This window comes from Methylobacterium oryzihabitans (assembly GCF_004004555.2).
GTDB classification, from domain to species: Bacteria; Pseudomonadota; Alphaproteobacteria; order Rhizobiales; family Beijerinckiaceae; genus Methylobacterium; species Methylobacterium oryzihabitans.
This window is the reverse complement of record NZ_SACP01000014.1, coordinates 64,207-86,033: the sequence shown is the minus strand read 5'-3', so window position 1 is coordinate 86,033 and position 21,827 is coordinate 64,207. Positions and strand designations below refer to the sequence as shown.

Here is a 21,827-nt window from a genome sequence, read left to right as displayed (position 1 = left end):
GGTCACAGCTCCAGGATCGCCTTGATGACCCCGGCCTCGGGCCGCAGCCAGTCGCGGAACAGGTCCGGCCCGTCGCTCAGGGCGCCGCGATGGGTGCGCAGGGCGGCGGTCGGCACCCGGCCGGCCTGCATCTGGCGCACCACCTCGGCGAAGTCGTCCGGCTGGGCGTTGCGGCTGGCGAACAGCGTCGTCTCGCGCTTGTGGAACTCGGGGTCCGAGAAGGTGATGTCGTCGCGCACCACGCTCACCAGCACGTAGCGCCCGCCATGGGCGACGAAGCCGAAGCCGCGCTGCATCGCCGCCCGGTTGCCGGTGCAGTCGATGACGCAGTCGAAGAAGTCGCCGCCGGTGGCCGCGGCGGCCTTCGCCTCGGCCTCGGCCTCGGCGACGAGCAGCGCGTCGGCGCCGAGGGTGTCGCGGGTGAAGGCGAGCCGGTCCTCGCGCAGGTCCATCACGGTGACGTGGGCGCCGCGGGCCTTGGCGAAGATCACCGCCGACATGCCGATCGGCCCCGAGCCGACGACGAGCACCCGGTCGTCGGGCCCGATCCCGCCGCGCTTCACCCCGTGGGCGCCGATCGCCAGGAACTCGATCATCGCGGCGTCGTCGAGCGGCGTGTCGCCGACCGGCACGACGTTGCCCGCCGGGACGCTGAGGAGTTCGGCCATGCCGCCGTCGCAATGGACGCCGAGCACGCTGATGGCCTGGCAGGCGTTGGTCACGCCCTTGCGGCAGCCGATGCAGCGCCCGCAGGACAGGTAGGGCACGACGTAGACGGTCTGGCCCGGTGCGAGGCCGCTGCCGGCCGGCGCCCGCTCGACCGTGCCGGAGAGTTCGTGGCCCATCACCCGCGGGTATTGCAGGAACGGATGCTTGCCCTGGTAGATGTGGAAGTCGGTGCCGCAGATGCCGACGCGCCGGATGCGCACCAGCGCCTCGCCCTCGGCCGGCACCGGATCCGGCCGCTCGACCAGTCGCAGGCGTCCGGGCTCGTCGCAGATCAGCGCCTTCATGGGGTGGGGGTCTTTCAGCAAGGGGGTGGGGGAAGCGTCCCGTTGCTCGATCCCTCCTCGGATAAGGAGGACCGTTCGGGGTCGGGACTGGCGCTGATCTTCTCCTCTCCCCGCGGGCGGGGAGAGGGCCGCTTGCACCTTGTCGTGCGAGCGGCGAGCGTAGGCGCAGCCGGAGCGAGGGTGAGGGGGTGGTGCCGGAGGAGTCTCGTCCGGAAGCCCCCCCTCACCCTCGGGGCGATCCTGACGGATCGCGCTCGCTGCGCTCCCTGAACGGGAGCACAGCCCTCTCCCCGCCCGCGGGGAGAGGAGAAGACCCGCGCATTGTCTTTTCGCCAGACAGCCTTCCTGGCTTCAGGGAAGAGACAAGTCCGAAGGGCGTCCGTGAAGCCCCTACGCCAGCATCTCCGCCGGCAGGTCGACGCCGTGATAGGTCTTGTAGATCGCGTTGAGCTTGCCGTTGCGCAGGTTGGTGCGCACCCACTCGTTCAGCGCGGTCTGGAGCTTGGTCTCGCCCTTGCGCAGGCCGATCGCGTAGGGGAAGGTCCGCATCACGATCTTGGTCTCGAACGGGACCGGCGGGTTGCGGGCGTTGGCGGTGTTCATCACCTGCGGCGAGGTCGCCACCATGTCGACCTGCCCCGACACCATCGCGGTGATGAGCGTCGCGTCGTCGTCGTAGCGCACCATCTGGGCGCCCTGCGCCCGGGTGGTCGCCTCCTTGTCGTTGGTGCTGCCGCGGGTGGTGCCGAGCCGCTTGCCGACCACCGCCGCGTAGTCCTTGACCTCGCGGCCCTTCGGCCCGGCGATCACCGCCTGGATCACGCCGTAGGGATCGGAGAAGTCGATCACCTTCTGGCGCTCCTCGTTCACGCTGAAGCTGGCGATGACCATGTCGGCCTTGCCGGTGAGCAGGAACGGCACCCGGTTGGGGCTCGTGACCTGGACGATCTCCAGCGGCAGCGCCCAGTCGGCGGCGAGGAGCCGGGCGGTCTCGACGTCCGAGCCGGTCGGCTGCATCGACCCGTCGGTCATGCCGAAGGGCGGCGAGCCGAGGTCGAGGGCGATCAGCAGCTTCTTGCGGCCGCGGATCGTGTCGAGCGTGTCGGCGAGCGCCGGCATCGCGAGGGTCGAGGCGGCGAGGCCGCCCAGGAAGGTCCTGCGCTTCATCGAAAGAAAGTCCTTCTCGATCACAATCCGCTGCCGACGAAGTCGCGCAGCTCGGCGGTCTGGGGGTTGGCCAGTTCGGACCCGGGCAGCGACTCCCAGATCCGGCCCTGGCGCATGTAGATGACGGTGTTGGCGACCCGGCGGGCGAAGCCCATCTCGTGGGTGACGAGGATCATCGTCATGCCGTCGCGGGCGAGATCCTCCATCACCTTGAGCACCTCGCCGGTGAGCTGCGGGTCGAGGGCCGAGGTGACCTCGTCGAACAGCATCACCTTCGGCCTCATGGCGAGGGAGCGGGCGATGGCGACCCGCTGCTGCTGCCCGCCCGAGAGCTGCTCGGGGTAGTGCCCGGCCTTCTCGGCGAGCCCGACCCGGGCGAGGCAGTCGCGCCCGAGCGCCTCGGCCTCCTTGCGCCCGATCTTCTTCACGCAGGTCGGCGCCAGCATCACGTTCTGGAGCGCGGTGAGGTGCGGGAAGAGGTTGTAGCTCTGAAAGACGATGCCGACGTCCTGGCGCAGCGCCCGCTTGTCGAGGGTGTCGTCGTGGATCCGGTGGCCGCAGACCTCGATCGCGCCCTCCTCGATCGTTTCCAGGGCGTTGATGCAGCGCAGAGCGGTCGACTTGCCCGAGCCGGACTGGCCGATCATCGCCACCACCTCGCCGCGGCCGACCTCGAACGACACGCCGTCGAGGACCTTCACCGGACCGAAGCTCTTGTGCACGTTGGCAAGCTTAACGACGGCCGACATTGAGCCTCCTCTCCAGCCCGCGGCTCCAGGCCGAGAGCGGGTAGCAGATGATGAAGTAGAACGCCGCGACCACGATGAAGACGGTGAAGGGCTGGAAGGTCGAGTTGTTGATGAGCTTGCCGGCCTGGGACAGTTCGACGAAGCCGACGACCGAGGCGAGCGAGGTGTTCTTGACGATCTGGACCAGGAACCCGACGGTCGGAGCGGTGGCGATGCGCATCGCCTGGGGCAGGATCACCCGGGTCAGGCGCTGCCAGCGGGTGAGCGCGAGGCACTCGGCGGCCTCCCACTGGGTCCTCGGCACCGATTCGAGACAGCCGCGCCAGATCTCGCCGAGGAAGCCCGAGGCATAGACCGTGAGCCCGGCTCCGGCGGCGATCAGCGCCGGGAGCTGGTCGAAGCCCGCGATGGCGAGGCCGAAATAGATCATGAACAGCAGGATCAGCAGCGGCGTGCCCTGCACCACCTGCACGTAGGCGGTGGCGGCGGCGCGCAGCCAGCGGCGGTCCGAGATGCGCGCGAGCGCGATGCCGAAGCCGATCAGGCCGCCGCCGAGGAACGCGATGGCCGAGAGCGCGAGGGTCCAGCCCGCCGCGACGACGAGGAACCAGAGGTGGCCGAGGCCGAAGGTGGGCATCGCGACCTCCTAGAGCGCCGTGCCGAGCTTGCGCCGGCGGGTGAAGACGAGGAGGCCGAAACCCCAGAACGCCCAGCGCACCACGAAGGACAGCGCGAGGTAGACGAGGCCGACGACGATGTAGGTCTCGAAGCTGCGGAAGGTGTCGGACTGGATCCGGTTGGCGACCGCGGTCAGCTCCTCGGCCGAGATCTGCGAGCAGATCGACGAGGCGAGCATCAGCAGCACGTACTGGCTGACCAGGGCGGGGTAGACCCGCTCGATCGCCGGGCGCAGCACCACGTGCCAGTAGATCTGCGCCCGGGTGAGGCCGAGGCATTCGGCCGCCTCGATCTGCGCCTTGTGCACGCTCTCGATCCCGGCGCGCATGATCTCGCAGGTGTACGCCACGACGTTGACGACGAGCGCGAGCACCGCCGCGACGTTGGCGTCGACCCGCAGCCCGAGCACCGCGATGCCGAAATAGACGAGGAAGATCTGCACCAGCAGCGGCGTGTTGCGGATCACCTCGACATAGGCGCCGACGATCCGCTTCAGCCAGGGCGGGCCGTCGGCCCGGGCGATGGCGCAGAGCGCGCCGCCGACGAAGCCGAGCACCGTGGAGACCGCCGAGAGCTGGAGCGTGAGCCAGACGCCGTCGGCGAAGTCGCGCCAGAACGGCAGCAGGGCGGAGAAGTCGAACTGGTAGGTCATGCCGCCGTCCCGGCGTAGCGCGCCGCCAGCGCGTCGAGCACCGGCGTCGCCGGGGCGCCGCGGCCCTCGCGGCTCCAGGCCAGGAACGGGCCGACCCGGCGCGCGACCTTGGTGGCGTGGTTCTGCGCGATGTCGGCGAGGCGGTGGTCGAGGAACGGGTTGAGGAAGCGGTCCATGGTGGCGGCGACGTAGGCGCCCGCCGCCTCGCCCATGCCGCGGGCGGCGAAGCCCGGAACGACCTCGTCGCGGTAGAGCGCGTCGAGCCGCGGCCGAACCGCCGGGTCGGCCAGGATCTCGCGCACGGTCTCCGCCGGAAAGCGGCTCTCGCGCTGCCAGATCTCGGCGAGGAACGAGTGGCCGAGATTGAGGATGTGCAGCTTCAGGCGCTCGAACGGCTGGAGGTCGTCGGCGAGCACGATGCACGGGTGCTCGCAGGGCAGGACCAGCCCGGGCCGGCGCTCGATCGCCCAAAGGGCGTAGGGCTCGGCGACGGCGCCGACCGGCTCCAGCGGCTCGGACACGATCCGGTCGACGAGGGTGTCGGTCCAGATCACGCCCTCGCGCAGCCAGGCGCGGAACGCCTCGGGGGCGCCGGCCTCGGCGGCGAGGTCGAGGACGAGGCCCTGGAGGACGCGGCCGTTGCGGTTGATGAGTTCGCAGGGCAGCACGGTGAGCGCCCGCCCGCCGGCGAGCCAGCGGCGGTGCAGCAGGGCGGTGAGCTTGCCGGGGAACGAGGCCGGCACGCGGCCGTCGAGCAGGACCGGGCCGCGGTCGGATCCGGCGACCGCGTAGCCGGTGTCGCCGGTGTTGGAGACGACGAACGCGGCCTGCGCGAACAGGGCGGCGAGCGTCTCCCAGTCGGCCGCCGCCGAGAGCCCGCGCTCGATGCTCCCGACCATCACCCGGCGCTCGACCGGCGCCCCGTCCTCGATGCCGCGCACGATCACCGGATAGCCGCCGGGCGCCCCGAAGGCCGCGACCCGCCCGGCGCGGGAGGCGTCGCCGGAGGTCTGCACCACGGTGATCGGACCGCAATCCTGGCCGGCCTCGCGCGCCTCGTGGACGAACAGCGCGGCATGGGCCTGGAGGAAGCGGCTGGTGCCGAACTGGATGATCCGCCGGCTCATGCGGCGGCCCCGGCACGCGGGCGCGTGGGAGCACGATGGGTCATGGACGTGTCCTCTCCGGGATGGTGTTCTGTATTATCATGCATAAAGAACCGAGCCTCGCCGGGCTGTCAATCGGTATTTTATGTTCAAGGAACGACGCGAGGCCCGTGGACGGCGCCGGCCCGGCAGGCTTTAAGGGGCGGGAGGAGACGCGACCGGATGAAGGCGAACACCGTCTACAAGCGGGCCCACAACCAGTGCCTCGCGTTGCTCGCCGGCCGGCCGCTCGGCGAGTGGCCGTGCTCGGAGGCCGAGCTGGCCGGGACCCTCGACGTCAGCCGCACCACCGTGCGGGCGGTGCTGGCGGGGCTGACCGAGACCGGCATCACCCGGGCGGAGGGGCCGCGCCGGGCCCTGCACCGGCACCCGGTGCCCGGCGACTACTTCCCCGACCCGCAGACCGAGACGGTGGCGCAGGTGGTCGAGCGCAAGTTCATGCAGTGGGTGCTCCATGGCGATTGCCGCCCCGGCGAGGTCGTCCACGCCTCGGAACTGGCGCGCCTGTTCGGCACCTCGACCACGGCGGTGCGGGAGTTCCTGACCCGGTTCAGCCAGTACGGGCTGCTCAAGCGGCGCGAGAACAGCGGCTGGATCTTCGCCGGGGTGACGCCGGACTTCGCCGCCGAGATCTACGAGATCCGCGAGATGTTCGAGCTGCGCTCGGCCCACCGCTTCGTCGAGCTCGACCCGGCCTCACCGGCCTGGGCGGCGCTGGACGCCATCGAGGCCGAGCATCACCGGCTGCTGGCGGAGATCGACGCGCGCTACACCGACTTCTCGCATCTCGACGAGCGGCTGCACCGGCTGATCCACGAGGCGTCGCGCAACCGCTTCATCCGCGACTTCTACGACGTGATCGCGATGATCTTCCACTACCACTACCAGTGGGACAAGGCCGACGAGAAGGAGCGCAACCGCGTCGCGCTGACCGAGCATCTCGACTACATCGCGGCCCTGCGCTCGCGCGACCTGCGCCTCGTCGACGCGAAGTGCCGGGCGCATCTGCGCACCGCCCGGGCGACGCTGCTGCGGTCGCTCGCCACCGGTCCGCTGAACGGGCGCACCAGCAACGGTCCGGCAACGCCTTCCGGTTAGGACATCGGGCCATGCCCGAGATCCGCCCGACGATCCGCCTCGCCGCCCTCGCCGCCGCGCTGCTCGCCGCCTCCGGCGCCGGCGCGCAGACCCTGGAGATGGAGCAGCGCCTGCGCACCTGCCTGCACGAGAAGGCGCAGCACCCGGCCGACGACGGCCCCGCCAAGGCGAGCCTGCAACAGAAGGCCGAGCACCTGCTCGGCCGCTGCGACACCGACAAGGCGGCGTGGCTGAACGCCTGCACCGCCTCGGGAAACCAGAGCGACTGCGCCCGGCGGGCGGAGGTCCGGGCGGTCGGCGCCCTCCAGGACGGCAAGGGCGCCGAGGGCGGCGGCAAGGGCGGGCACTGAGCCTCCCCGCCGCCGGTGCCCGCCGGTTCAGGCGATCCTGCGGTCGCCGCCGGTCAGCGGCCGGCTCGCGCCCGCCGCCGTGAGGGTCGAGGCCGCGAGGGCGACCCGGTCCGGCACCTCCTCCTCCGATCCCCACCAGATCGTCTCGCCGGTGCTCATCGTCGCGTAGCGGGCGAGCCCGCAGGTCCCCATCGCGACGATCGTCCCGGTCCGCCCCGTCCGCTTCGCCACACCCATCGCACGCTCCTTCCCTCTGCCCCGCATCAAAACACGGGAGAGGACCGCAGGTTCGAGGCTGCTCCCTCGTTTTCGCATGCTGGCCCGGCGCCGGGCGGAAAGGAAGCGGCGAGTGGGGTTCCTGCGGGGGTCATCCCTCGGCACCCGGCGAGACACGGGAAGACCCGCTCCGAGGATGCCGTCGCCGACGAGCGGGGAGGGCGGGGGCCGGGCGCCGCCCGGCCGTCGCGGTCAGGGCTGGCGCGGGCCCTTGTCGGTCCAGTCCGGCGGCAGGCCGATATAGTCGCCGATGATGCCGTCGATGCCGGGCGCGCGGCCGAACGCCTCGCAATCCGGGTCGCGCGGCGCCTCGCCGAGGGTGGTGATGCGGACGCGCTCCCAGGTCGGGATCGTCAGCGGCGCCGTGAACGGGTTCTCGCCGGTGACGAGCAGGAAGCCGAAATCCTGCCCGAACTCGCCGGCGAGGTCGTAGGCGTCGCTGGCCGGCGAGAACCGCGCCTGGCTGGTGAAGGAGTTGGCGGCGCCGCCCCACACCATCGCGGCGCGCTGCTGGCGGCGGGAATCGAGCGCCTCGGCCTCGATCGTGAGGCTGCCGAGCCCGATCGGGACGCGCGGGACCGGGATCTTGCCGACCGCGTCGGCGAAGCCGACGCCGACCTGCGCCGCGATGGTGACCGCGGCCGAGGCGCCGATCGTGGCGCCCGCCGCCGGGACGTTGGTGAGATCGACCCGGGTGACGTTGGCGCGGACCGTCAGGTCGGCGTTGCGGGTCGAGACGACGTCGAAGCGCAGCGACAGCTCGTAGCACAGCGCCCGGTCGGCGGCGTTGGCGATCAGCCGGCGCTCGACCGGCGTCAGGCCGGGTCCGGACACGCCCTCCTTGAACTCGGTGGGGACGATCCGCACGGTGCGGGCGGCGGCGGTGGCCGGCCGGTCGATGAACAGGCGCGACTCGGTCGCGATCTCCTTGCTGCCGGTCAGGCGGTCGTAGCGCGACAGGACGCCGGATTCGGTGAGCACCACCGTTCCGCACCCGGCAACGGAGAGCAGCAGGGCGGCCGCAGCGGCGCGCCGGGCTCGGGCAGCGGTCAACAGACTCACGACGACGTGCATCCTGTCACTTTCGTGATCCTCGGAGCTTCCACGGGGTCATGCGGGCCGGCCCCGCGAGGGAGCGGCCCGCATGACGGCCGCCCGGACCTTAGCCATTCGCGCGTGGGCCGGAAAGCAACGCGGCAGCAACACGTGCCGGATAAAGCGGCCTGTCGCGGATCGGCCACATGGCCTAGCTCCCTCCGGACCGCCGCGGTGGCCGCTCAGGCCGCGTCGAGGGAATCCAGCACTTCGGCCATCGTCGGACGCGCGTCGACCTCCGGCCGGAGGCAGGCCCGTTCCAGGGCCCGCAGGGGGCCGGTCCCGGCCGCCGGATCGTCCAGGCGCGCCAGCACCTCGCCGAGCAGCACGCCCATCGCCCGCACCTCGATCCGCTCCAGCCCGGCGCGGGACCCGTCCTGCGGCAGCCGGCAGGCGGCGCCGAAATCGCTCAGCACGGCCGCGCCGTCGCCCCCGTCCCACAGCAGGTTGTGGGCGTAGAGGTCGCCGTGGAGAAAGCCGCGCCCGTGCAGGTGGGCCGCCGCCGCCGCCGCGGCGCGGACGAGCCGCCGGGCGACCGGGACCGGCAGGCGCAGGTCCGGGTCGTAGACGTCGCGGCTGCACGAGGCGAGGCTCGGCGGGCCCGCCAGCGCGCGCCACTCCGCCGGCAGCAGCGGCATCACCAGCGCCTGGCCCAGCCCCGGATGGCCGGCGACCCGGCCGAGGCCGCCGGTGAGGTTCGGGTGCGGGCCGGCGGCGAGGCAGGCGGCCATCTCGCGCTCGGGCAGACCGTCGCTGGTCATCGCGCCCTTGAACAGCTTGACCGCGACCGGCCGCGCCTCCCGCCCGGGCCCGCGCCAGAGGGCGCGGTGGACGACGCCCGAGGCGCCTTCGCCCAGGCGCTCCGCCACCGCGAGGTCCGGCCAGGGAATCGTCGCCGTCTCCGCCTCGGCCGAGGCCGGCTCGACCGGGTTGCCGGCATAGGTCAGCCAGGCGAGGCGCGGCAGGCGGGAGAGCCAGGGCGGCAGCGCCACGAAGCCGTTGCAGGACAGGCGCAGCAATTCGAGCCGGTCGGCCCCGGCGAGGCCGTCGGGGAGGGATCGCAGGCGATTGCCCGACAGCATCAGCTTCTGCAATTCGGGCCGCTCGCCCAGGGCCACCGGCAGCTCGGCGATGCAATTGTCGGTCAGGGTGAGCCAGCGCAGGCGCGGCGGCAGGGCCGTCCCCGGCACCTCCCGCAAACCGGCGCCGCGACAACCGATCTGGCTCAGGGCCTCGCAATCGCCGAGGACCTCGGGCAGCCGCTCGAACCGGTTGCCGGAGCAGAACAGCACCCGCAACCGGCGCAGGCGGCCGAAATCGTCCGGCAGCGCGGTCAGCGCGTTGCCGCCGAGGTCGAGCCGTTCGAGGCTGTCGGCGAGGCCGAGGATCTCGCGCGGGAACTCGGTGAGGCCGCCGGTGAGCCGCAGTTCCCGGGTGCCGGCGAGGTCGCCCCGGCGCAGGGCGTGCAGGGCCTCGCTCGTCGCCGGCGGCATCGTCATCGGGTCCGTCGCGCCGCTCGAAAAAAGAGACCGCGCTCCGGGGAGGCGGTCTCGAGTCAAAGGGTCTCGAAACCTCTGGAGGCGGCCGAACCGCCCGGACCTGCCCCGGGGGACGGAGCCGGACGACGCGGACCACAAGAGGTCGTCTCCTGTCTCGCGGCTCATCAAGGCCGGCGCACGGCGCGATTGCGGCGGAATGTTGACGCTCCGCGGTGGGTATGGCCGAATTCCCGCACGAATCGGCCGGATGGCCGGCCGGTGTCGCCGCCGGGACACCCTTGCGGGGCCGCCGGAGCCACCCCATCATGCTCCGTCGAGGCTTTGCCCGGGGGCGGAAGCCGGACAGCAGCCCGAGAGCGGTAGCCCAGGAGAGGCGATGAGCGAGGCAGACAGCGCCGAGACGCGAATCACGGGCGCGAGCGCCCAGATCGTTCCCTTCCCGAGCGCCACGCCGCCGCCTCAGGTCTCCTTCCACCGCGACGAGTTGCAGAAGATCCTGAACCTCTACGGCCGCATGGTCGCGGCCGGGGAGTGGCGCGACTACGCCATCGACTTCACCCGCGAGAAGGCGGTGTTCTCGATCCACCGCCGCACCTCGGAGCGGCCGCTGTTCCGGATCGAGAAGGACCCGAAGCTCGCCCGGCGCCAGGGCGCCTACGCGGTGGTGGCCGAGACCGGCCGCATCCTCAAGCGCGGGCACGACCTCGCCCAGGTGCTGCGGGTGCTGGAGACGCCGCTGAAGGTGGTGTCCTGATACGGTTTTCGGACGGTTCGTTCCGAAAACCGTACACCCGCCCGCGCCGCGCATGAGCGAAGCCGAAATCCGCATCGCGACAGCGACGGCAACGCAGTCGCCGAGCGATCAATCGGATTTCGTATGATCCCCGTTCAGCGGGCGGCCATCGCCCGCTCGCGGATCTGCGACAGCGACTGGCCGGGCGTGATCGCGTCGGTGGCGATGTTCAGGTGGATGATCGAGGGCAGCGCCTCCGCCCGGGCCGCCGCGAGGGCGGCCGGGAAGTCCTCCGTCGCCTCGACGGTGAACCCGACCCCGCCGAAGGCGCGGGCATAGGCGGCGAAGTCCGGGTTGTGCAGGTCGGTGGCGACGACGCGACCGGGAAACTCGCGCTCCTGGTGCATGCGGATCGTGCCGTAGCTGCCGTTGTCGCAGACGATCACCACGATGTTCAGGCCGTACTGGACCGCGGTGGCGAATTCCTGCCCGTTCATCAGGAAGTCGCCGTCGCCGTTGATCGAGATCACCGTGCGCCCGGGCCAGAGCCGCTTGATCGCCACCGCCGCCGGCACGCCGTAGCCCATCGAGGCGGAGGTCGGGGCGATGTGGCCGGCGAAGGTGCGGAAGCGGAAGAAGCGGTGGATCCAGGCGGCGTAGTTGCCGGCGCCGTTGCACAGGATCGCGTCCCGCGGCAGCGCCTCGCGCAGATGCGCCACCACCGCCCCGAGATTGACCGCGCCGGGCTGCGGCGTCGGGGTCTCGCCCCAGGCCAGGAACTCGGCATGGGCCTCGCGGATCTGGGCTTGGCGGGTCTGGGCTTGGCGGGTCTCGGCCCCCCGGCGGATCGCGGCCGGCGGCGGCAGGGCGGCCAAGGCCGCCGCGGTCCGGGTCGGCGCGGCGTTGATCGCCAGATGCGGCGCGTAGACCCGGCCGATCTCCTCCGGCCCGGGATGGATGTGGACGAGGCGCGTGCCCGGGCCCGGCGCGTCGAGCAGGGTGTAGCCCTGCGACGGGATCTCGCCGAGGCGCCCGCCGAGCAGGATCAGCAGGTCGGACGCCTTCACGCGCGCGACGAGCTTCGGGTTCGGCGCGAGGCCGAGGTCGCCGGCATAGTTCGGGTGCAGGGCGTCGAAGAGCGGCGCCCGGCGGTAGCTCGTCATCACCGGCAGATCGAAGGTCTCGGCGAAGCGGCGGATGTCGGCGCAGGCGGCCTCGGTCCAGCGCGAGCCGCCGAGGACCAGCAGCGGCCGCTCGGCGCCCGCGATCAGGTCGGCGAGGCGGGCGAGGTCGTCGGCGCCCGGCGCCGCCTCGACCGGCCGGCAGGGCGGGGCGAGGGGCGCGTCGGTCGGCTCGGTCAGCACGTCCTTGGGCAGCGCGACGACCACCGGGCCGGGGCGGCCGGCGACCGCGGTGTGGAACGCCCGCGAGACGAATTCCGGCACCCGGTCGGGGTCGTCGATCTCGGTCGCCCACTTGGTCAGCGGGCCGAACACCGCCCGGTAATCCATCTCCTGGAACGCCTCGCGCTCGCGGAAGCGGCGCTCGATCTGGCCGACGAACAGGATCAGCGGGGTCGAATCCTGCTGCGCGACGTGGATCCCCGCCGAGGCGTTGGTGGCGCCGGGGCCACGGGTGACGAAGCAGATGCCCGGCTCGCCCGTCGCCTTGCCGTGCGCCTCCGCCATCATCGCGGCCGCGCCCTCCTGGCGGCAGGTGGTGACCGTGATGCCGGAATCGCGCAGGGCGTCGAGCACCGGCAGGAAGCTCTCCCCCGGCACCGTGAAGACGTGGCGCACGCCGTTCGCCACCAGCTGGTCGACCAGCACCTGCGCGGCCGTGCGCCGCGTCCCGTTCGTCGTCATCGTCGTCAGGCCTCGGAAACGGAGTGTCGGGATCACGGACCGAAGATCACGCCCTCGGTATAGGCGAGGTCGCCGGGACGCGGCGGGTTGGGGCCGCGCGAGTAGCGGGTCTGGTGCAGGCTGATCGGCCGACCGGGCAGGTCCGGAGCCGGGCCGTCGAGGTCGACCAGCACCGCCGGGCAGCCCCGGAGCAGCAGGTGGCGGCCGAGGGGGCCGGCGAAGCGGACGAAGTCCTGCACGGCGCGGCAGTGGATCAGGTGGGTGGTCGGGACGAGCCGGTTGAGGACGCGCCGGGCGGCGAAGACGAACGGGTGCGGCCCGTCCGCCGCCTCGACCACGACGGCGTGGCAGCCGTGTCCGGCATGGGCCGCGAGAAGGCCGGCCTCGGGCAGGTCCGCGAACCGCTCCGGCACCGTCCCGCCGATCCGGTGCAGGCGCACCCGCTCGCGCCCGACCCGCAGCCAGGGCAGCGACAGCAGCAGGCCGCGGCTGAACGGCCGGAAGCCCTGCGCCTCGATGATCGGCCTCGTGTGCGGCGCCGGCGAGACGTTGACGTAGGTCACCGCCCTGTCGCGCAGCGCATGGTTCAGCAGCAGCGGCGACTGGGCCGCGAAGGCCGGCTCGACGTACCAGCTCGACAGGTTGCAGCGCAGGCCGTCCCCGACCCGCGAGACGATCATCAGCAGCACGCCGACCGGGCGCCCGCCGCTCTCCAGCAGGGTGCCGAAGCGCGGATAGCCCTCCGGCACCGCCCGGGCGGCCATGCGGGCGAGCCCGCGCCGCCACCATGCCGCCGTGCGCGTCGGGAAGCCGCGGCTCAGCAGTTCCGCCACCGCGTCGAGGTCGCCGTCGGTAATCTGCCGCCGCCTGACCGCGGCCGGAGCGTCTATGACCATCCCGTTCACCTTCGGGCGGTGAAGTCCTTGCCCGCCCCGGAGGCTCGCGGATATAGCTTGCCCGACGGTCACGAGGGATGGTTGTTATGTCGATAAGGTTAACGGTCCTCGACAACATCAAGCGGATCGCCGAGGAACAGCAGAAGCACCTTGCTCCGTTGTCCGACGACTTGGTGCTGACGGAGTCCGGCCTCGATTCGCTGTGCTTCGCGATCCTGGTGGCGCGGCTCGACGCCGAGCTCGGCCTCGACCCGTTCACCACCGAGGAGGACATCGTGTTCCCGGTCACGGTCGGCGACTTCGTCCGCCTCTACGAGGGCGCCGCCGTCGATGAAGCGGCCTGAGCCGGCCTGCCTGAGCGCGGCGCTCGCCGCCGCCGCGGCCGCGGGACGGCCGCTCGGCCGCCTCGCCGGCCCCGACGACGCGGTCGGCTTCGCGGATCTGCTGCGGGCGAGCAGCCTCGGCGGCGCCGACCTCACCGGCCGCTCGGTGCTGATCGCGACGCGGGCGCAGTTCGCCGCCGCGGTGGCGCTGATCGAGCTCGACGGCCGGGCGCGGCGGATCGTGCTGTGCCCGCCGGATCTCGACCCGGCCCACCTGCCGGCGATCGCCGGGCAGGCCGGCATCGACGCCGTGGTCACCGACGGCGACCCGGCCGCGTTCCCGGCCCTCGGGGTGTCCGACGTCCTCCGCTGTGGTCCCCTCGGCCCGGCCGCGCCGGTCGCGCCGTCGCGCGGGACGGAATGGGTGCTGCTCACCTCCGGCACCACCGGCGCGCCGAAGATGGTGGCGCATCGTCTGTCCGGCCTCACCGGGGCGATCCGGCCGGCGGCGCCGGACGCGCCGGCTCCGGTCTGGTCGACCTTCTACGACATCCGCCGCTACGGCGGTCTCCAGATCCTGCTGCGGGCAGTGCTGGCCGGCGGCACCCTGGTGCTGTCGGACAAGGACGAGCCGGTCTCCGGCTTCCTCGCCCGCCTCGGCCGGCACGGTGCGACCCACGTCTCCGGGACGCCGTCGCACTGGCGCCGCGCCCTGATGAGCCCGGCGGAGGCCGCGTTCGATCCCGGCTACGTCCGGCTCTCGGGCGAGATCGCCGACCAGGCCGTCCTCGACGCCCTCGGGGACGCCTTTCCGCGCGCCTCGGTCGGCCACGCCTACGCCTCGACCGAGGCGGGCGTCGGGTTCGAGGTCACCGACGGACAGGAGGGGTTCCCGGCCCGCTTCCTCGCCGAGGCGCCGGGCGGCGTCGAGCTGCGGGTGGTGGAGGGAAGCCTCCGCATCCGCTCGCCGCGCACCGCCACGACCTATGTCGGCGAGGGATCGCCGGTGCTGGCGGACGCGGACGGCTTCGTCGATACCGGCGACATGGTCGCGCTGCGGGGCGGGCGCTACCACTTCGTCGGCCGCCGCGGCGGCATCATCAACGTCGGCGGCCTCAAGGTGCATCCCGAGGAGGTCGAGGCGGTGATCAACCGCCATCCCCGGGTGCGGATGTCCCTGGTCGAAGGGCGGCGCAACCCGATCACCGGGGCCCTCGTCACCGCCACCGTCGTGCTCGAACCCGGCGAGGCCCCGCCCGCCGCGGTGAAGGCCGAGATCCTCGCCGCCTGCCGCGCGGCGCTGGCGCCGCACAAGGTGCCGGCGATCCTGTCCTTCGCCGAGGCGCTGGCCGTGACCCAGGCCGGCAAGCTCGCCCGCCCCGGAGCCTCCCGCCATGCGTAACGTCGTCGTCACCGGAGGCAGCCGCGGCCTCGGCCTCGGCATCGTCCGCACCCTCGCGGCGCAGGGCGACCGGGTCGTCGCCGTCGCCCGCCGCCCCGGCGAGGCGCTGGAACGGGCGATGGCCGAGCCCGGGGCCGGCGAGATCCGCTTCGTCGCCGCCGATCTCGGCGAGATCGACGCGCTACCCGACCTCGCCCGCCGCCTGCGCCGGGACGTCGGGCCCGTCTACGGCCTCGTCAACAATGCCGGCCTCGGCACCGAGGGGCTGCTCGCCACGATGCCGAACGAGCACATTGAGGCGCTGATCCGCGTCAACACCCTGGCGCCGATCGTGCTCACGAAGTACGTCGTGCGGCAGATGATGGCCGACGGCGGCGGCCGGATCGTCAATCTCAGCTCGATCATCGCCTCGACCGGCTACAACGCCCTCTCGGTCTACGCCGCCACCAAGGCGTCGCTGACCGGGTTCACGAAGTCGCTCGCCCGCGAGGTCGGCCGGCTCGGCATCACCGTCAACGCGGTGGCGCCGGGCTTCATCGACACCGAGATGACCGGGGGCCTCGCCGAGGAGGACCGCGCCCGCATCGCCGGCCGCAGCGCCCTCAAGCGCCTCGCCGAGGTCCAGGACGTCGCCAACGCGGTCGCCTACCTGCTCGGGGAGGGAGGGCGCAACGTCACCGGCACCGTGCTGACGGTCGATGCCGGCAGCACGGCGTGAGCCGGCCTACTCGTCGCGGCCGTGGACCTGCGCCGGCGGCGCGGTCGCCTCGACGGCGGTGAAGGTCTCCAGGATGCGGTAGGTGTGCTCCGCCCCGGCCGGCACCAGCCAGGAATCGCCGGGCTCCAGCCGCACCGTCTGGCCCTCGACCACCAGCTCGGCCCGGCCGGACACGACGTAGCCGACCGTCTCGTAGTCGCGGGCGGCGCTCGGCTTCGAGTCGGTGGGCGCCTCGTCGGTCCACATCCGCATCGCGACCTGCCGGCCCGAGGCGAGGTAGAGCTGACCGTGCCTGCCGCGCGGGGAGGTCGCGCTCGAAACCTTCTTGATCGTCGTGTCCGCCATCGCCGTCTCCTTCGCGTGAGCCGACACAACGGAACGCCACGCCCGGCGTTCCGCGTCAGCGCAGCGACGACGCGATGGCGCGCTGGATGCCGCGGATGTCGGCGCCGCGCTTGAGCGTGCGGCCGATCGGCTGCGGCTGGCCCGACACCCACACCTTGAGTTCGGAATCGAGGTCGAAGCTGCCGGCATTCTCGATCGAAAACATCGTGATCGCCCGGTAGGGGACACTCAGGTACTCGACCTTGCGGCCGGTGAGCCCCTGCTTGTCGACCAGGATCATCCGGCGGTCGGTGAACACCATCAGGTCGCGCACCACCCGGAAGGCGAGATGGACCGGCTCGCCCTCGACGAGCATGTCGCCGACCTCCGCCATCACGTCCGCCGGCGTCACGTCGCTGCCGTGGCCGAGCAATCCGTCGAGCAATCCCACGCCGTCCTCCCTCGCCGATGATGCCCTGATGCGACGATCAGAAGTCGCTCGCCAGACCCTTCACTTCCCAATCGTCGTAGCGCACCGGCTCCAGCCCGCCGCGGCCCTTGAACTCGGGTTCGCGGGCGACCTCGGCGGCGCGGGCGTCGATCGCCGCGCGGCGGGCCTCGGCCTCGGCGAGGGCGCGCTGCGCCGCCGCGGTCAGCGGCCGGGAAGGAACGGGGGACGCGGTCTCGCTCATCGTCGGATCTCTCGGTCGGATCTCTCGAAACTTGCATTGCGCCGGGCCAGATGCCACCCCGGCCGCCCGCAGGGTCCTGCTCCGAGGTGGAGGGCGACCCGGGCGGCGTCAAGGAGCGTGGCGAGCAATGGCGGAACACACCGAGGCGGCCGGCCTCGCGGCGCGGCAGCTCGCGCGCACCCTCGTCGCCGACCTCGTCGGCCCCGGCCGGACCGCGATCCTCGACGACGTGCTCGCGCCCGCCGCCGCCCGGGCGGCGCTCGGCCCGCAGGATCTCGGCCTAGCCCGGGCGATCGCCACCACGACCTTCCGCCAGTTCGGGGTGATCCGCCACGCCCTGGCGGAGCGGCTCGACCGCGGCCTGCCGGAGGACCAGCCCGGCCTGCTCGCCGTGCTGGCGACCGGCGCGGCGCAGATCCTGTTCATGAACGTGCAGGACCACGCCGCCGTCGACCTCGCGGTGCGGCTGGCGAAGGGCGACCCGTCGCAGCGCCACCTGTCGGGCCTCGTCAACGCGGTCCTGCGCCGGGTCGCCCGCGAGAAGGCGGCGATCCGCGAGGCCGGCGACGCCGATCCCCTCGGGCTCAACACCCCTGGCTGGCTCGCCCGGCGCTGGAGCGCGACCTACGGGCCCGAGACCGCCCGCGCCATCGCGGCGGCGCACGCGGCCGGGGCCGCCCTCGACCTCACCACCCGGGGCGACCCGGCGGATCTCGCCGACGCCCTCGGCGGCCGGCCGCTGCCGACCGGCCTGAGCCTGCGCCTCGACGACGGCCGGGTGCCGGTGCCGCAGCTGCCCGGCTACGACGACGGCACGTGGTGGGTGCAGGACGCCGCCGCCGCCCTGCCGGCCGCCCTCCTCGGCGCCCGGCCCGGCGAGCGGGTGGCCGATCTCTGCGCCGCCCCCGGCGGCAAGACCGCCCAGCTCGCCGCCGCCGGCGCCGCGGTGCTCGCCGTCGACCGCTCGGTCTCCCGGCTCGCCCGGGTCGGCGAGAACCTCGCCCGGCTCGGGCTCGGCGCCGAGACCCGCGCCCTCGACGCCCTGACCCTGCCGGAGGACGAGCCGTTCGACGCCGTGCTGCTCGACCCGCCGTGCTCGGCCACCGGCACCATCCGCCGCCACCCGGACGTGGCCTGGACCAAGCGCGAGGCCGACCTTCCCCGCCTCGCCGCCCTGCAGGAGCGGCTGCTCGACAAGGCGGCGCGGCTGGTGCGGCCGGGCGGGCGCCTCGTCTACTGCACCTGCTCCCTCGAACCCGAGGAGGGCGAGCGGCAGGCCGAGGCGTTCCTGGCGCGCCATTCCGACTTCCGGCGCCGGCCAGTCGCGCCCGGCGAGGTCGGCGGCGAGCCCGGCTTCGTCACCGCGCAGGGGGACCTGCGCACCCTGCCGTCGCACTGGCGGGCGCCCGAGGGCGGCCGCGGCGGCCTCGACGGCTTCTTCGCCGTGCGGCTGGTGCGCGACGAGAACTAGACCGGGGCACCGGCAAGAATCTGTTTACAATGCGGCGCCGCGGTTTGACCTCGTTTCCATCCTTGACCATTGCTGGGTCGGGCCCTGCGTTCCGGGGCCGCGTGTGCGTATCGGGGCTTCGGCTCGGGAGGGGTTGTGCAGTGGGGGCCTGACCGCTGGACGTTCTACCGACTGGCCGGCCGCGAGGCCGCGCGCACCGCGCGCAGCGCCATGGCGCGGGTGACCGCCGGCCCCTCGACCCTCTCCCGCCTGCGGCCGACCGGCCTCGTCATCGCGCCCCAGGACCTGCGCACCAGCGACGCCACCATCGCGGCCGACATCTACGGCGGGCTGTTCGTGTTCGCCGGCCGGGCGCTCGCCACCGGCGGGCGCTCGCCGTTCGACTTCGCGCCGCCCTCGCCGGAATGGGGCGAGGCGCTGTACGGCTTCGGCTGGCTGCGCCACCTGCGCGCCGCCGACAGCGCGCTCGCCCGCTCCAACGCCCGCGCCTTCGTGCAGGACTTCATGGCCGGCCGCGGCGACCGCGAACTGGCCAACCGGCCGCCGGTGGTGGCGCGCCGGCTGATCTCGCTGCTGAGCCAGTCGCCGCTGCTCCTGGAGGGCGCCGACCACGCCTTCTACCAGGGCTTCCTGCGCACGCTCGGCCGCTGCGTGCGCCATCTCGACCTCGCCCTGCGGCGCGGAATCCTGCCGGGGGACCGCCTGTCGGCCGCCGTCGCCCTGTGCTTCGCCGGCTTGTGCTGCGAGGGGTTCGAGCCGGTGCTGCGCCGCGGCACCCGGCTGCTCACCCGCGAGCTGGCCCGCCAGATGCTGCCCGACGGCGGCCACCGCAGCCGCAACCCGACCTTCATCAAGGATCTCCTCCTCGACCTGCTGCCCCTGCGCCAGAGCTTCCTCACCCGCGACATCGCCCCGCCCGAGGCGCTGCTCAACGCCGTCGACCGGATGGTGCCGCTGCTGCGCCTGCTGCGCCACGGCGACGCCTCGCTCGGCCACCACAACGGCACCGGCGCCACCGAGGCCGACCAGCTCGCGACGCTGCTGGTCTATGGCGGCGCGTCCGGCACGCCGCTGATGCACGCGCCCTATACCGGCTACACCCGCCTGGAGGGCGGGGCGACCCTCGTCGTCGCCGATGTCGGCCCGGCACCGGGTCCGGCCTATTCCGCCGCCGCCGGCGCCGGCTGCCTGTCGTTCGAGTTGTCGAGCGGCGCCCAGCGCCTCGTGGTGAATTGCGGCATGCCGGCCACCGGCGAGGACATGCGACGGCTCGCCCGCACCACCGCCGCGCACTCCACGGCGAGCCTCGACGACACCTCGTCGTGCCGGTTCCTCGACCCGCGCGGGCCGGGCTTCGCGCATCCGCTGGCCTCGTGGCTGCGCCGGCGCCTCGGCCCGGCGGTGGTGCGCGGCCCCGCCCGGGTGACGGCCGAGCGCAGCACCGAGCCGGACGGGGCGGCCGTGGTCGCCGCCCGCCACGACGGCTACGCGCCGACCCTCGGCCTGCTGCACGAGCGCCGGCTGTGCCTGAGCCCCGACGGCGGCTGCCTCGACGGCGCCGACGGCTTCGTGCGCCCGTCCAGTGCCGGTCCGGCGGTGCCGGCGGCGATCCGCTTCCACCTCCATCCCACGGTGCGGGCGGCGCGCGAGGGACGGGCGGTGCTGCTCTCGGCCGGCAACGGCGAGTTGTGGCTGTTCGAGGCCGACGCGACCGACCCGGTGATCGAGGAGAGCGTCTACTTCGCCGCCTTCAACGGCGCCCGGCGCACCGAGCAGATCGTGCTGCACCTGGCCGCCGAGGCGGGCACGCGGGCGACGTGGCGGTTCCGGCGCCTGTCGGCGTGACCGAGACACCGCTAAGGTCCTGGTGGACAAGGCCGCGCCGGCCGGACCGAATGCCCGATGGTGCACCGCACCATCTGGCCTCGGCGGCGGTTTCCTGCTAACGCCCGCCATCTTCTCCAGACCCGAGGGCGGCATTCTCTCCGCGATCCGGCACCCTCGGCCGTAGCGATGGAAGCCACGATGGCGAGCGACCTGTCCCGCGTCTCCCGCGCCCTCCTGTCCGTGTCCGACAAGACCGGCCTCGTCGACTTCGCGCGGGCGCTGAGCCGGCGCGGCATCGCCCTGGTCTCGACCGGCGGCACCCACCGGACCCTGACCGAGGCCGGCCTGACCGTCACCGAGGTCGCCGACCTGACCGGCTTTCCCGAGATGATGGACGGCCGGGTCAAGACCCTGCATCCGGGCGTCCATGGCGGCCTGCTGGCGATCCGGGACAACCCCGAGCATCAGGCGGCGATGCTCGCCCACGGCATCCAGGCGATCGACCTGCTGGTGGTCAACCTCTACCCGTTCGAGACGACGCTCGCCGCCGGCCGGCCGCCGGAGGACTGCATCGAGAACATCGACATCGGCGGCCCGGCGATGATCCGCGCGGCCTCGAAGAACCACGCCGACGTGGCGGTGGTGGTGGACGTCGCCGACTACGCCACGGTGCTGGCCGACCTCGACGCCCATGACGGCGCGGTCGCGCTCTCGACCCGCCGCCGCCTCGCCCAGAAGGCCTTCGCCCGCACCGCCTCCTACGACGCCGCCATCGCCAACTGGCTCGCGACCCGGATCGAGCCGGAGGTGGCCCCGGTGTTCCGGGCGCTCGGCGGGACGCTGGCGCAGGGGCTGCGCTACGGCGAGAACCCGCACCAGTCGGCGGCGTTCTACCGGCTCGCCGGCGCGGCGCGGCCGGGCGTCGCCACCGCGCGCCAGCTCCAGGGCAAGGAGCTGTCCTACAACAACCTCAACGACACCGACGCCGCCTACGAATGCGTCTCGGAATTCGATCCGTCCCGCTCGGCCGCCGTCGTGATCGTCAAGCACGCCAATCCGTGCGGCGTCGCGGAAGGCGACACCCTGCTCGACGCCTACGAGCGGGCGCTGCGCTGCGACCCGGTCTCGGCCTTCGGCGGCATCGTCGCCCTCAACCGGACCCTCGACGCCGAGGCGGCGCGCCGGATCGTCGAGATCTTCACCGAGGTCATCATCGCGCCCGACGCCACCGACGAGGCCCGGGCGATCGTCGCCGCCAAGAAGAACCTGCGCCTGCTGCTCGCCGGCGGCATCGCCGATCCGCGCGCGCCCGGCGAGGTCTGGCGCACGGTGGCCGGCGGCATCCTGGTCCAGGGCCGCGACGCGGCTGTGGTCGACGACATGCCGCTGAAGGTCGTGACGAAGCGTGCCCCGAGCGAGGCGGAACTGGCCGACCTGCGCTTCGCCTTCCGGGTCGCCAAGCACGTCAAGTCGAACGCGATCGTCTACGCCAAGGACGGCGCCACGGTCGGGATCGGCGCCGGGCAGATGTCGCGGGTCGATTCCTCGCGCATCGCCGCCTGGAAGGCGGCCGAGGCCGCCAAGGCCGCGGGCCTGCCCGAGAGCCTCGCCCGCGGCGCGGTGGTGGCGTCCGACGCGTTCTTCCCGTTCGCCGACGGCCTGCTCGCGGCGGCCGAGGCCGGCGCGACGGCGGTGATCCAGCCCGGCGGCTCGATGCGCGACGACGAGGTGGTCAAGGCCGCCGACGAGGCCGGCCTCGCGATGGTGCTCACCGGCCACCGCCACTTCCGGCACTGACGTCGCGACCGCCGCGTTGACCCGGCGGACCGCCTC

The 21,827-nt window shown here is 73.1% G+C and carries 23 protein-coding genes; 9 read left to right on the top strand and 14 right to left on the bottom strand.

The window, feature by feature from the left end; translation table 11 throughout:
* Window positions 1–2 precede the first annotated feature (2 nt).
* The 6 genes from EOE48_RS15575 to EOE48_RS15550 all read right to left on the bottom strand — a co-directional run bounded on the left by EOE48_RS15575 (window position 3) and on the right by EOE48_RS15550 (window position 5,386).
* Entirely contained in the window at window positions 3–1,013 is a 1,011-nt protein-coding gene (locus EOE48_RS15575) for a zinc-binding alcohol dehydrogenase family protein (RefSeq protein ID WP_127730703.1), read from the bottom strand.
* Window positions 1,014–1,403: 390 nt separating this feature from the next.
* The gene (locus tag EOE48_RS15570; RefSeq protein WP_127730701.1) at window positions 1,404–2,180 is read right to left on the bottom strand and encodes a transporter substrate-binding domain-containing protein; all 777 of its coding nucleotides are present in this window, start codon (window positions 2,178–2,180) and stop codon (window positions 1,404–1,406) included.
* Between the two features lie 20 nt (window positions 2,181–2,200).
* The gene (locus tag EOE48_RS15565) at window positions 2,201–2,929 is read right to left on the bottom strand and encodes an amino acid ABC transporter ATP-binding protein (protein WP_127730699.1); all 729 of its coding nucleotides are present in this window, start codon (window positions 2,927–2,929) and stop codon (window positions 2,201–2,203) included.
* Complete coding sequence (locus tag EOE48_RS15560) at window positions 2,913–3,566, bottom strand: amino acid ABC transporter permease (protein ID WP_127730697.1); 654 nt, start codon at window positions 3,564–3,566, stop codon at window positions 2,913–2,915. Before EOE48_RS15560 ends, EOE48_RS15565 begins: the two co-directional genes overlap by 17 nt.
* Window positions 3,567–3,575: 9 nt before the next feature.
* Window positions 3,576–4,259 (bottom strand): amino acid ABC transporter permease, encoded by a 684-nt coding sequence (locus EOE48_RS15555; protein ID WP_127730695.1) that lies wholly within the window; start codon window positions 4,257–4,259, stop codon window positions 3,576–3,578.
* The gene (locus EOE48_RS15550) at window positions 4,256–5,386 is read right to left on the bottom strand and encodes a mannitol dehydrogenase family protein (RefSeq protein ID WP_127730693.1); all 1,131 of its coding nucleotides are present in this window, start codon (window positions 5,384–5,386) and stop codon (window positions 4,256–4,258) included. The genes EOE48_RS15555 and EOE48_RS15550 overlap by 4 nt, the downstream gene beginning before the upstream one ends.
* A gap of 201 nt (window positions 5,387–5,587) precedes the next feature.
* Between EOE48_RS15550 and EOE48_RS15545 the strand changes: the two genes are divergently transcribed.
* Window positions 5,588–6,523 (top strand): GntR family transcriptional regulator, encoded by a 936-nt coding sequence (locus EOE48_RS15545; protein WP_127730691.1) that lies wholly within the window; start codon window positions 5,588–5,590, stop codon window positions 6,521–6,523.
* Window positions 6,524–6,534: 11 nt separating this feature from the next.
* Window positions 6,535–6,873: a hypothetical protein gene (locus EOE48_RS15540; protein ID WP_246154449.1), complete on the top strand. Its 339-nt coding sequence runs from the start codon at window positions 6,535–6,537 to the stop codon at window positions 6,871–6,873.
* A gap of 27 nt (window positions 6,874–6,900) precedes the next feature.
* Here the strand turns inward: EOE48_RS15540 and EOE48_RS15535 are convergent, their stop codons facing one another.
* From EOE48_RS15535 to EOE48_RS15525, 3 genes are all read right to left on the bottom strand, one after another.
* Complete coding sequence (locus tag EOE48_RS15535) at window positions 6,901–7,110, bottom strand: hypothetical protein (protein WP_127730689.1); 210 nt, start codon at window positions 7,108–7,110, stop codon at window positions 6,901–6,903.
* A gap of 231 nt (window positions 7,111–7,341) precedes the next feature.
* Window positions 7,342–8,211 (bottom strand): DUF3313 domain-containing protein, encoded by an 870-nt coding sequence (locus tag EOE48_RS15530; protein WP_425463666.1) that lies wholly within the window; start codon window positions 8,209–8,211, stop codon window positions 7,342–7,344.
* A gap of 215 nt (window positions 8,212–8,426) precedes the next feature.
* A complete protein-coding gene (locus EOE48_RS15525; protein WP_127730684.1) occupies window positions 8,427–9,743 on the bottom strand; it encodes a leucine-rich repeat-containing protein kinase family protein in 1,317 nt (438 codons plus the stop codon).
* A gap of 376 nt (window positions 9,744–10,119) precedes the next feature.
* On the opposite strand from EOE48_RS15525, the gene EOE48_RS15520 reads away from it, so the two are divergent.
* The gene (locus tag EOE48_RS15520; protein WP_127730682.1) at window positions 10,120–10,497 is read left to right on the top strand and encodes a DUF2794 domain-containing protein; all 378 of its coding nucleotides are present in this window, start codon (window positions 10,120–10,122) and stop codon (window positions 10,495–10,497) included.
* A gap of 134 nt (window positions 10,498–10,631) precedes the next feature.
* Here the strand turns inward: EOE48_RS15520 and EOE48_RS15515 are convergent, their stop codons facing one another.
* Both EOE48_RS15515 and EOE48_RS15510 read right to left on the bottom strand, forming a co-directional pair.
* Complete coding sequence (locus EOE48_RS15515; protein WP_127730680.1) at window positions 10,632–12,341, bottom strand: thiamine pyrophosphate-binding protein; 1,710 nt, start codon at window positions 12,339–12,341, stop codon at window positions 10,632–10,634.
* Window positions 12,342–12,373: 32 nt separating this feature from the next.
* Entirely contained in the window at window positions 12,374–13,237 is an 864-nt protein-coding gene (locus EOE48_RS15510) for a hypothetical protein (RefSeq protein ID WP_127730678.1), read from the bottom strand.
* Window positions 13,238–13,323: 86 nt separating this feature from the next.
* Between EOE48_RS15510 and EOE48_RS15505 the strand changes: the two genes are divergently transcribed.
* Genes EOE48_RS15505 through EOE48_RS15495 form a run of 3 tightly spaced genes read left to right on the top strand, consistent with a single transcriptional unit; the run spans window position 13,324 to window position 15,680 of the window.
* Window positions 13,324–13,581 carry an acyl carrier protein gene (locus EOE48_RS15505; RefSeq protein WP_127730676.1) on the top strand — a complete coding sequence of 86 codons (258 nt, stop codon included), beginning with the start codon at window positions 13,324–13,326 and terminating at the stop codon, window positions 13,579–13,581.
* Window positions 13,568–14,962 carry an ANL family adenylate-forming protein gene (locus tag EOE48_RS15500; protein ID WP_127730674.1) on the top strand — a complete coding sequence of 465 codons (1,395 nt, stop codon included), beginning with the start codon at window positions 13,568–13,570 and terminating at the stop codon, window positions 14,960–14,962. The genes EOE48_RS15505 and EOE48_RS15500 overlap by 14 nt, the downstream gene beginning before the upstream one ends.
* Window positions 14,955–15,680: an SDR family NAD(P)-dependent oxidoreductase gene (locus EOE48_RS15495; protein WP_127730672.1), complete on the top strand. Its 726-nt coding sequence runs from the start codon at window positions 14,955–14,957 to the stop codon at window positions 15,678–15,680. Before EOE48_RS15500 ends, EOE48_RS15495 begins: the two co-directional genes overlap by 8 nt.
* Before the next feature lie 6 nt (window positions 15,681–15,686).
* Here EOE48_RS15495 and EOE48_RS15490 read toward each other — a convergent pair whose 3' ends face one another.
* From EOE48_RS15490 to EOE48_RS15480, 3 genes are read right to left on the bottom strand one after another with little or no spacing between them, the layout of a single operon-like run.
* Window positions 15,687–16,025 carry a cupin domain-containing protein gene (locus EOE48_RS15490; RefSeq protein ID WP_127730670.1) on the bottom strand — a complete coding sequence of 113 codons (339 nt, stop codon included), beginning with the start codon at window positions 16,023–16,025 and terminating at the stop codon, window positions 15,687–15,689.
* Window positions 16,026–16,080: 55 nt separating this feature from the next.
* Entirely contained in the window at window positions 16,081–16,455 is a 375-nt protein-coding gene (locus tag EOE48_RS15485) for a PH domain-containing protein (RefSeq protein ID WP_127730668.1), read from the bottom strand.
* A gap of 37 nt (window positions 16,456–16,492) precedes the next feature.
* Complete coding sequence (locus EOE48_RS15480; protein WP_127730666.1) at window positions 16,493–16,696, bottom strand: DUF1674 domain-containing protein; 204 nt, start codon at window positions 16,694–16,696, stop codon at window positions 16,493–16,495.
* 127 nt (window positions 16,697–16,823) lie between these two features.
* Between EOE48_RS15480 and EOE48_RS15475 the strand changes: the two genes are divergently transcribed.
* The 3 genes from EOE48_RS15475 (at window position 16,824) to purH (ending at window position 21,791) form a co-directional block, all read left to right on the top strand.
* A complete protein-coding gene (locus EOE48_RS15475) occupies window positions 16,824–18,167 on the top strand; it encodes an RsmB/NOP family class I SAM-dependent RNA methyltransferase (RefSeq protein WP_127730664.1) in 1,344 nt (447 codons plus the stop codon).
* Between the two features lie 135 nt (window positions 18,168–18,302).
* Window positions 18,303–20,012 carry a heparinase II/III family protein gene (locus EOE48_RS15470; RefSeq protein WP_127730662.1) on the top strand — a complete coding sequence of 570 codons (1,710 nt, stop codon included), beginning with the start codon at window positions 18,303–18,305 and terminating at the stop codon, window positions 20,010–20,012.
* Window positions 20,013–20,192: 180 nt separating this feature from the next.
* The gene (purH, locus tag EOE48_RS15465; RefSeq protein ID WP_127730660.1) at window positions 20,193–21,791 is read left to right on the top strand and encodes a bifunctional phosphoribosylaminoimidazolecarboxamide formyltransferase/IMP cyclohydrolase; all 1,599 of its coding nucleotides are present in this window, start codon (window positions 20,193–20,195) and stop codon (window positions 21,789–21,791) included.
* Window positions 21,792–21,827: the final 36 nt, after the last annotated feature.

What these genes read in the sequence shown, in the direction of transcription:
- EOE48_RS15575 (WP_127730703.1), bottom strand. Translation starts at nt 1,013, where the DNA reads ATGAAGGCGCTGATCTGCGACGAGCCCGGACGCCTGCGACTGGTCGAG.
- EOE48_RS15570 (WP_127730701.1), bottom strand. Translation starts at nt 2,180, where the DNA reads ATGAAGCGCAGGACCTTCCTGGGCGGCCTCGCCGCCTCGACCCTCGCG.
- EOE48_RS15565 (WP_127730699.1), bottom strand. Translation starts at nt 2,929, where the DNA reads ATGTCGGCCGTCGTTAAGCTTGCCAACGTGCACAAGAGCTTCGGTCCG.
- EOE48_RS15560 (WP_127730697.1), bottom strand. Translation starts at nt 3,566, where the DNA reads ATGCCCACCTTCGGCCTCGGCCACCTCTGGTTCCTCGTCGTCGCGGCG.
- EOE48_RS15555 (WP_127730695.1), bottom strand. Translation starts at nt 4,259, where the DNA reads ATGACCTACCAGTTCGACTTCTCCGCCCTGCTGCCGTTCTGGCGCGAC.
- EOE48_RS15550 (WP_127730693.1), bottom strand. Translation starts at nt 5,386, where the DNA reads ATGAGCCGGCGGATCATCCAGTTCGGCACCAGCCGCTTCCTCCAGGCC.
- EOE48_RS15545 (WP_127730691.1), top strand. Translation starts at nt 5,588, where the DNA reads ATGAAGGCGAACACCGTCTACAAGCGGGCCCACAACCAGTGCCTCGCG.
- EOE48_RS15540 (WP_246154449.1), top strand. Translation starts at nt 6,535, where the DNA reads ATGCCCGAGATCCGCCCGACGATCCGCCTCGCCGCCCTCGCCGCCGCG.
- EOE48_RS15535 (WP_127730689.1), bottom strand. Translation starts at nt 7,110, where the DNA reads ATGGGTGTGGCGAAGCGGACGGGGCGGACCGGGACGATCGTCGCGATG.
- EOE48_RS15525 (WP_127730684.1), bottom strand. Translation starts at nt 9,743, where the DNA reads ATGACGATGCCGCCGGCGACGAGCGAGGCCCTGCACGCCCTGCGCCGG.
- EOE48_RS15520 (WP_127730682.1), top strand. Translation starts at nt 10,120, where the DNA reads ATGAGCGAGGCAGACAGCGCCGAGACGCGAATCACGGGCGCGAGCGCC.
- EOE48_RS15515 (WP_127730680.1), bottom strand. Translation starts at nt 12,341, where the DNA reads ATGACGACGAACGGGACGCGGCGCACGGCCGCGCAGGTGCTGGTCGAC.
- EOE48_RS15510 (WP_127730678.1), bottom strand. Translation starts at nt 13,237, where the DNA reads ATGGTCATAGACGCTCCGGCCGCGGTCAGGCGGCGGCAGATTACCGAC.
- EOE48_RS15505 (WP_127730676.1), top strand. Translation starts at nt 13,324, where the DNA reads ATGTCGATAAGGTTAACGGTCCTCGACAACATCAAGCGGATCGCCGAG.
- EOE48_RS15500 (WP_127730674.1), top strand. Translation starts at nt 13,568, where the DNA reads ATGAAGCGGCCTGAGCCGGCCTGCCTGAGCGCGGCGCTCGCCGCCGCC.
- EOE48_RS15495 (WP_127730672.1), top strand. Translation starts at nt 14,955, where the DNA reads ATGCGTAACGTCGTCGTCACCGGAGGCAGCCGCGGCCTCGGCCTCGGC.
- EOE48_RS15490 (WP_127730670.1), bottom strand. Translation starts at nt 16,025, where the DNA reads ATGGCGGACACGACGATCAAGAAGGTTTCGAGCGCGACCTCCCCGCGC.
- EOE48_RS15480 (WP_127730666.1), bottom strand. Translation starts at nt 16,696, where the DNA reads ATGAGCGAGACCGCGTCCCCCGTTCCTTCCCGGCCGCTGACCGCGGCG.
- EOE48_RS15475 (WP_127730664.1), top strand. Translation starts at nt 16,824, where the DNA reads ATGGCGGAACACACCGAGGCGGCCGGCCTCGCGGCGCGGCAGCTCGCG.
- purH (WP_127730660.1), top strand. Translation starts at nt 20,193, where the DNA reads ATGGCGAGCGACCTGTCCCGCGTCTCCCGCGCCCTCCTGTCCGTGTCC.